The sequence below is a fragment of the Geobacillus zalihae NBRC 101842 genome (assembly GCF_001544135.1).
Classification (GTDB): domain Bacteria; phylum Bacillota; class Bacilli; order Bacillales; family Anoxybacillaceae; genus Geobacillus; species Geobacillus zalihae.
This window is the reverse complement of sequence record NZ_BCPV01000100.1, coordinates 1-6,720: the sequence shown is the minus strand read 5'-3', so window position 1 is coordinate 6,720 and position 6,720 is coordinate 1. Positions and strand designations below refer to the sequence as shown.

The window sequence follows — 6,720 nt, the reverse complement described above, 5'->3', positions numbered from 1 at the left end:
TCGCGAGTCGCCGAAGCATTCGAAGCAAAGCATTGACTGGCTCGGCGTGATGACGCTCGTTCCAGCGATCGTCTGCCTGATGTTTGCGTTGGAGCTTGGCGGCCAGAAGTATGCGTGGGACTCGGCCGTGATCATCGGATTGTTTTCATCGTTCGCCTTGCTCTTTCTCGTGTTTTTGTATGTAGAAACGAAGGCGCAAGAGCCAATCGTATCTTACCATATGTTTCGCGAGCGCCTGTTTGCGTCAACGACCTTGGTCGCTTTTTTCTCCGGCGCGACGTTTGTCGTCGCCACCGTGTACATCCCGATTTTCATCCAAGGGGTGACGGGCGGTTCGGCGACAAATTCCGGGCTGATTTTGTTGCCGATGATGCTTTCGACGACGGTGTCGGCCCAACTCGGCGGCTTTTTGGCCGGGAAAACGAGCTACCGCAACGTGATGTTCGGATTTATGCTCTTGTTTACAGTCGGGATCGGGTTGCTTGGCACGATTGATGAGCATACCACGCGGCTTACGGTGACGTTGTACATGATTATTGTTGGGTTAGGGGTTGGAGCATCGTTTTCGGTGCTCGGCATGGCGGCGATCCACCATTTTTCTGAAGCGGAGCGGGGTGCAGCCAGCTCGACGAACTCGTTTGTCCGGTCGCTCGGCATGACCGTCGGCATTACGGTGTTTGGCATCATTCAGCGAAACTTGTTCACCAGTCAATTGGCCGAGCAGTTTCGCGGCATGGCGCAAGGCGCGTTTGGAAGCAGTGTTCACGACCCGCGTGCGATGTTGTCGCCAGAAGCGCGGGCGCACATCCCGGCCCCCGTGCTCGACCGCTTGACCGAGGCGCTCGCTTCGTCGATTGCCGATACGTTTTTATGGGCGCTCCTCCCGGCGGCGCTCACAATCGTTTGCGTGCTCTTCATGTCCAATGACCGACTCACGGCGTGGACAGGTGCGCGGGAACGAGCAAGTGAGAAATAAGAGGGCATGATTGGAAGAAAAATAGAGTCCATGAAGCGGACGGGTGCTCATCATGCGGTTGGGATGGCGCCGTCCGCTTGTGGTTTATGCCGGGCTTTTGGCGAGATGTTGCAATTTCATTTCTTCCCGATGGAATTGCTTAAACAGCGTTATTGCATCTGTTGTACGTTGAAAGTGATAACCAATCGGGCGCCTCGCCAATAGCGGCAAGGTGTTTTTTGTGTGAAGATTGACAATAGAATAAACTGAGGGCTAATATACCTGTATGGGTAGTCAGATCGCATTGGTTTCGATCATTCTAAGCATGAAAATCCGCTATTGGTTGTCAGTGTTGTTGCATCAGTGGGTGATCTAAAAAATAGTGGAACCGATGAGTGATGATTGGATCATCGATCATAAAGAGACGATCCGGCAAGTTCGTGAAAAGGGGGAAAAGGTGGATGAAGGAAGAAAGACCAAAACCGACAGAGGACTCCAAATATATTCAGCAACACTTAGCCAATGAACGGACGTTTCTCGCTTGGATTCGCACCTCGATTGCCATTATTGGAATTGCTTTTTTAATGATTAATTTGCATGAAAAATCAACGAGCAACGCATTGTCCACGGCCATTGTCCAATTGATCGGAGCATTGGCCGTGGTCATTTCCATCTGCACGATTGTGTTTTCCACCATTAGTTATGTCATGAAGACGAAACAAATTAATGAACAAACGTTCCGGCCGTCGCGCCCGCTTATTTGGTTTTTGGCTTCTCTGTTGCTGTTGATCACCGGATTGTTTCTTCCGCGTGTGAGCATTGGTGTGCGTGGAGGACTTGCGCGTTAGGAACATGCAAAAGAATCGCAAACTAGCCATGTCAAGACAAGGTGCGGTTGCGGTCGATAAGCATATATATATTTATCATGATGCCAGCGCCGAAGCTTTGTTGATTCAACGGGGGGATGGTCATGTTTATCCACATTGTTCAACCTGGAGATACGCTTTTTTCAATCAGCAGGCGATACGATTATCCGCTGGAAAGTCTGCGCCTTGTCAATGGCTTAGTTGAAACGAATATTGTTCCTGGTCAAGCTTTGCTTGTTCCTAGCTATACGTATACAGTGCAGCCAGGAGACACGCTAAGCGCCATTGCACAGAAAGCATTTGTGACGGTCGAACAGTTGCGGGCAGCCAATCCGGCGGTGGATCCGTACAGGATGTATCCGGGAATGAAAATTTATATTCCTGATATTTCCTGGTATCAAGCTATAACGTTAGCCTATTACATTCTCCGCGAACCGAACTTAGATCGGACGTTCGTGCGAGATTTTGCCCCGTATTCATCGTACATTGCCCTGTTCGAATATCACTTTGCCCCTAATGGCGACATTGTCACTACGCGGGATGACGCCGCAGCGATTGAAACAGCATGGCAAAACCGCGTCACACCCATTGCGGTAGTGACGAACCTAACATCAGAAGGATTTAGTGCGAGACTGGCAAGCCAAGTGCTGAACAATACGGAAGCAAGGGCGAACTTGGTTGAGAACATCTTTTATTTAGTATCACGGAAAGGCTATGGTGGCGTCAATATTGACTTCGAGCAGGTTCGCGGAGAGGATCGTGATTTGTTTACGGGTTTTTTGCGCCAGTTGCGCGATCGGTTAAAACCGGCTGGGTATGTTTTGACGATCGCCGTTCCAGCGAAAACGAGCGAGGAGATCCCTTGGCTCAGGGGCTACGATTACGGCGGCATTGGTGCTGTCGTCGACTATATGTTTATTATGGCGTACGATTGGCACCATTTAACAAGTGAACCTGGTCCAGTCGCTCCTATTAGTGAGGTGAGATCGACGCTTCAGTTTGCCGTCGAGCGCGTCCCCCGAAAAAAAATCTTGCTCGGACTCCCTTTATATGGATACGATTGGATCATTCCGTACCAGCCTGGGACATTGGCGAAGGCCCTCTCCAACCAAGAGGCGGTTTTAACCGCCATGCGTTACCAATCGCCGATTCAATATTCGTTTCAATATGAATCCCCCTTTTTTCGATATACGGATGAACTTGGAAACATTCATGAGGTATGGTTTGAAGATGTCAGAAGCATAGGACAGAAAATGAAATTGGCCCGCCAATTTCAGATTGCGGGCATCGGTGCATGGGAGTTGGGGCTGCGATTTGCGCCAGGCCCATGGTTGGTGCGAAAGTTTTTTACTGTTCGGAAAGTATAAGAAACACCCATTTCCGTTGGTTGTCTAGTCAGCGGGGAAATCGGGAAAATGGATGCTTCTCGCTTCGTTTGAAGTGGGAAGCGTTTTTTGGAAGCTGGCTGAAAAGTCGTTGCATTGGATTTTGCGTTTTTTTGTTGACAAGAAAACAATGATGCGATAATATGGTTGGTGTGATACATATACACGTATATGTATATAACGGCGTGTATATGTGCATAAAACATATGAAGTATCGAAATATAATAGCGACATACGTGAAGGAGGTTGTTGTCATGAAAGTGGCGATTATTGCAGCAAACGGCGGGTTGTTTGATGCGTACAAGGTGTTCAACATTGCGACGGCCGCTGCGGCGGCAGACGCGGAGGTCGGGGTGTTCTTTACGTTTGAGGGGTTGAATCTCATCCATAAAGAAGCGCACAAACAATTGCCGATTCCGGAAGGGAAGGAACATTTTCAACAAGGGTTCCAAAAAGCGAACGTTCCATCGATTGCCGAATTGCTTCAAATGGCGCAAGAGATGGGGGTGAAGCTGATCGCTTGCCAAATGACGATGGATGTCATGGGGCTTGACAAAGACCAATTCGTCGATGGCATTGAGGTGGCGGGGGCGGCGACGTTCCTGCAGTTTGCGAAAGACGCTGATATTACATTGGCCTTCTAATAAGGGAGAGGAATAGGAGGGAAAAGGATGACAGGGCATCGTTTTCATTACGAACATGCTGAACGATTATTGGATCCGAAGCGCAAGGAATGGATCGACCCGCAACGGGTCATTTCGATGTTGTCCGTGAAACCGGATGACACGGTCGTCGATCTTGGCGCCGGGAATGGTTATTTCACGATTCCTCTCGCGCAGGCGACAAACGGAAAAGTGTATGCGGTCGATGTGCAGCCAGAAATGATTGAATTGCTAAAACAGCGAGCCGCGAAACTAGCGGTCACCAACATCGAATATCGGGTGGCGGATGTCGCTTCGACCGCCTTGCCTTCGCATTCGGTGGACAAAGGGATCATGGCATTTGTCTTTCATGAGGTGGAACAAAAAGAAGCCGCCCTTGACGAAATTCGCCGTGTGATGAGGCCAAACGGGCAGTTTCTGTTGATCGAATGGGAGACGATGGAAAGCGAAATGGGGCCGCCGCTCCATGAGCGGATTCCGTCGGAGGAACTGTTTTCCTATGTGAAGCAAAAGGCGGGCAACGTGGAACTTGTCCGTTTTCACCCGGCTGTCTATGGTCTTTTGATTCGCTGGGAATAACCAATTGTTGAGGAAAATATTTCTTATTGTCATTATACCGTATAGGGTATATAATGATCATGCATAGGGTGAATAGAGGGGGTGAACCGTTGATCGTTAGCAGTTTGTTATTCTTTCTCATTCTTTTGGGCGCAGCGTTGTATCGACGCTACTATCCTGTAAAACATATCCCATGCCTTCCGGTAGAAGAGGTGCCGGACGGCTTGCTTCTTCTTGACTTGCGCGATTATAATGAAAGCAACGGCTCCATATTTGGCCAAGCGTTGCATATTCCGGTGGCGTATTTGAAACGGCATGTTCGGCATATCCCGCGAAAGCCGCTTCATATCATTGCCCAGGATGCCATCGAAAAAAACGTCGGCATCCGACTGTTGCGCCGCTATGGCTATGAGGTGAAAAGCTATTCGATCACGGCTTGTGATTGTCAAGAAAGGGGGCGAACGAGCCGATGGAATATAACAAAGAGATCAAAAACCGCTTAAAACGGATTGAAGGACAAATTAAAGGCGTCCTTGGCATGATGGAACAAGGGAAAGACTGCAAGAGCGTCGTTTCCCAACTTTCAGCGGCGCGCAATGCCATTGACCGCGCCATTGCCGTCATCGTCAGCACCAATTTGGAACATTGCCTGCGTGAAAGCATGGAAAAAGGAGAAAGCACAGACAGTCTTGTCAAAGAAGCAGTGGAACTGCTTGTGAAAAGCCGTTAATGCGTTGATCAACAAAAAGGTGTTGACAACGTTCTTTTTCTTGTAGTAATATACCCATAGGGGTAATGGTAATAAAAATCTGTTGTGAAGGAGGTCATCATCATGAACGTAGCGAAAGTATTGGATGCAAAGGGATTGGCTTGCCCGATGCCGGTGGTGAGAGCCAAAAAAGCGATGGACGAATTGCAATCGGGAGAAGTGCTGGAAGTGCAAACGACCGATAAAGGGGCGAAAAACGATTTGCCGGCATGGGCGAAAGCGAGCGGCCATACGGTGCTTGAGATGAAAGAAGACAACGGTGTGTTGATGTTCTGGATCCAAAAAGGATAATGTGTGCACATTTTTATACCCATACAGGTATGAAGGGAAGGAGGCAGCCAGATGACACAGCCGAAGAAAAAGACGACGATCATTTTGTTCAGCGGCGACTATGACAAGGCGATGGCGGCTTACATCATCGCCAACGGCGCCGCTGCCTACGACCATGATGTGACGATCTTTCATACGTTCTGGGGGCTGAACGCCTTGCGGAAAGAGGCGTCGGTTCCAGTGCAAAAAGGGTTTCTTGAAAAGATGTTCGCGAAGATGATGCCGCGCGGCGCGGACCGCATGGGGCTGTCGCGCATGAATTTTGCCGGCATCGGCCCGAAGTTGATCAAAAAGGTCATCAAAAAACATAACGCCATGCCGCTTCCGCAGTTGATCGAGATGGCGAAGGAGCAAGGCGTGAAACTCGTCGCTTGCCAAATGACAGTCGATTTGCTTGGGCTGAAGCCGGAGGAATTGATCGATGGCGTTGAGTTTGCTGGCGTCGCCGCGTATTTGGCTGATGCGTCGGAAGGAAATGTGAACTTATTCATTTAATCAAATGAGGGAATCCTATGTCGCAAATGATCCTCAACATCATCCTGTTTGTTTTGCTTGTCTGGTTTCTCACCAGCCGCTTCATCCCGCCGAAAGGGGTGCGGATGATGACGGCGGCGGAATTGAAACGCCGGTTGAAAGAACCCGGGGTGCAATATATTGATGTGCGCACCCCTTTGGAGTTTCAGTCTTACCATCTGCCAGGGTTTCGGAACATCCCGCTGCACGAATTGACAGCCCGTGCTCACGAACTATCGAAAGAGAAAGAAGTGATTGTCATTTGCCAAAGCGGGATGCGAAGCCAAAAAGCAAGCCGACTGTTAAAGAAAATGGGATTTCAGCACGTGACGAACGTCAAAGGCGGCCTAAACGCCTGGCAGTAGAGGAGGATGATGATGAAAACGATCACGCCAAAAGAGGTAGAAGAGCGGCTTCGCGCGGGAGAATCGCTTCATATCATCGATGTGCGCGAGCCGGAGGAAGTCGCTGCGGGCAAAATTCCAGGAGCGGTCAATATTCCGCTCGGTTTGATCGAGTTTCGCATGCATGAATTGGACAAAAATGAGGAATACATTCTCGTCTGCCGTTCCGGCGGCCGCAGCGGCCGTGCCGCGGAGTTTCTTGACAGCCGCGGTTACCGCGTCATCAACATGACAGGCGGCATGCTCGCCTGGGAAGGGCCTGTCGAATAAGCTGTAAG

The 6,720-nt window shown here is 49.7% G+C and carries 11 protein-coding genes; all 11 read left to right on the top strand.

Annotated features, from left to right (window positions below):
• The coding region (locus GZ1_RS17035; protein ID WP_157074396.1) for an MFS transporter at positions 1-976 on the top strand (976 nt) is incomplete at its 5' end.
• Positions 977-1,416: 440 nt separating this feature from the next.
• Positions 1,417-1,803, top strand: a complete 387-nt coding sequence (locus GZ1_RS17030) for a YidH family protein (RefSeq protein ID WP_060788961.1) — start codon at positions 1,417-1,419, stop codon at positions 1,801-1,803.
• Between the two features lie 122 nt (positions 1,804-1,925).
• Entirely contained in the window at positions 1,926-3,188 is a 1,263-nt protein-coding gene (locus tag GZ1_RS17025; RefSeq protein WP_060788960.1) for a glycoside hydrolase family 18 protein, read from the top strand.
• Between the two features lie 272 nt (positions 3,189-3,460).
• Positions 3,461-3,850, top strand: coding sequence for a DsrE/DsrF/DrsH-like family protein (locus tag GZ1_RS17020; RefSeq protein ID WP_011231562.1), 390 nt, complete (start codon positions 3,461-3,463; stop codon positions 3,848-3,850).
• Positions 3,851-3,877: 27 nt separating this feature from the next.
• Positions 3,878-4,447 carry a class I SAM-dependent methyltransferase gene (locus GZ1_RS17015; protein ID WP_015375142.1) on the top strand — a complete coding sequence of 190 codons (570 nt, stop codon included), beginning with the start codon at positions 3,878-3,880 and terminating at the stop codon, positions 4,445-4,447.
• Positions 4,448-4,536: 89 nt separating this feature from the next.
• Positions 4,537-4,929, top strand: a complete 393-nt coding sequence (locus GZ1_RS17010; protein ID WP_060788959.1) for a hypothetical protein — start codon at positions 4,537-4,539, stop codon at positions 4,927-4,929.
• Positions 4,896-5,156 carry a metal-sensitive transcriptional regulator gene (locus GZ1_RS17005; RefSeq protein WP_013145015.1) on the top strand — a complete coding sequence of 87 codons (261 nt, stop codon included), beginning with the start codon at positions 4,896-4,898 and terminating at the stop codon, positions 5,154-5,156. Before GZ1_RS17010 ends, GZ1_RS17005 begins: the two co-directional genes overlap by 34 nt.
• Before the next feature lie 102 nt (positions 5,157-5,258).
• The gene (locus GZ1_RS17000; protein ID WP_060788958.1) at positions 5,259-5,486 is read left to right on the top strand and encodes a sulfurtransferase TusA family protein; all 228 of its coding nucleotides are present in this window, start codon (positions 5,259-5,261) and stop codon (positions 5,484-5,486) included.
• A 51-nt stretch (positions 5,487-5,537) separates the two neighbouring features.
• The gene (locus GZ1_RS16995; RefSeq protein ID WP_015375138.1) at positions 5,538-6,020 is read left to right on the top strand and encodes a DsrE/DsrF/DrsH-like family protein; all 483 of its coding nucleotides are present in this window, start codon (positions 5,538-5,540) and stop codon (positions 6,018-6,020) included.
• A 17-nt stretch (positions 6,021-6,037) separates the two neighbouring features.
• Positions 6,038-6,403 carry a rhodanese-like domain-containing protein gene (locus GZ1_RS16990; RefSeq protein WP_060788957.1) on the top strand — a complete coding sequence of 122 codons (366 nt, stop codon included), beginning with the start codon at positions 6,038-6,040 and terminating at the stop codon, positions 6,401-6,403.
• Between the two features lie 12 nt (positions 6,404-6,415).
• Positions 6,416-6,712, top strand: coding sequence for a rhodanese-like domain-containing protein (locus GZ1_RS16985; protein ID WP_033015463.1), 297 nt, complete (start codon positions 6,416-6,418; stop codon positions 6,710-6,712).
• Positions 6,713-6,720: the final 8 nt, after the last annotated feature.

Excerpts from the sequence above, each read along its gene's own strand:
- GZ1_RS16985 (WP_033015463.1), top strand. The coding sequence starts at position 6,416 with ATGAAAACGATCACGCCAAAAGAGGTAGAAGAGCGGCTTCGCGCGGGA.
- GZ1_RS17005 (WP_013145015.1), top strand. The coding sequence starts at position 4,896 with ATGGAATATAACAAAGAGATCAAAAACCGCTTAAAACGGATTGAAGGA.
- GZ1_RS17015 (WP_015375142.1), top strand. The coding sequence starts at position 3,878 with ATGACAGGGCATCGTTTTCATTACGAACATGCTGAACGATTATTGGAT.
- GZ1_RS16990 (WP_060788957.1), top strand. The coding sequence starts at position 6,038 with ATGTCGCAAATGATCCTCAACATCATCCTGTTTGTTTTGCTTGTCTGG.
- GZ1_RS16995 (WP_015375138.1), top strand. The coding sequence starts at position 5,538 with ATGACACAGCCGAAGAAAAAGACGACGATCATTTTGTTCAGCGGCGAC.
- GZ1_RS17030 (WP_060788961.1), top strand. The coding sequence starts at position 1,417 with ATGAAGGAAGAAAGACCAAAACCGACAGAGGACTCCAAATATATTCAG.
- GZ1_RS17000 (WP_060788958.1), top strand. The coding sequence starts at position 5,259 with ATGAACGTAGCGAAAGTATTGGATGCAAAGGGATTGGCTTGCCCGATG.
- GZ1_RS17020 (WP_011231562.1), top strand. The coding sequence starts at position 3,461 with ATGAAAGTGGCGATTATTGCAGCAAACGGCGGGTTGTTTGATGCGTAC.
- GZ1_RS17025 (WP_060788960.1), top strand. The coding sequence starts at position 1,926 with ATGTTTATCCACATTGTTCAACCTGGAGATACGCTTTTTTCAATCAGC.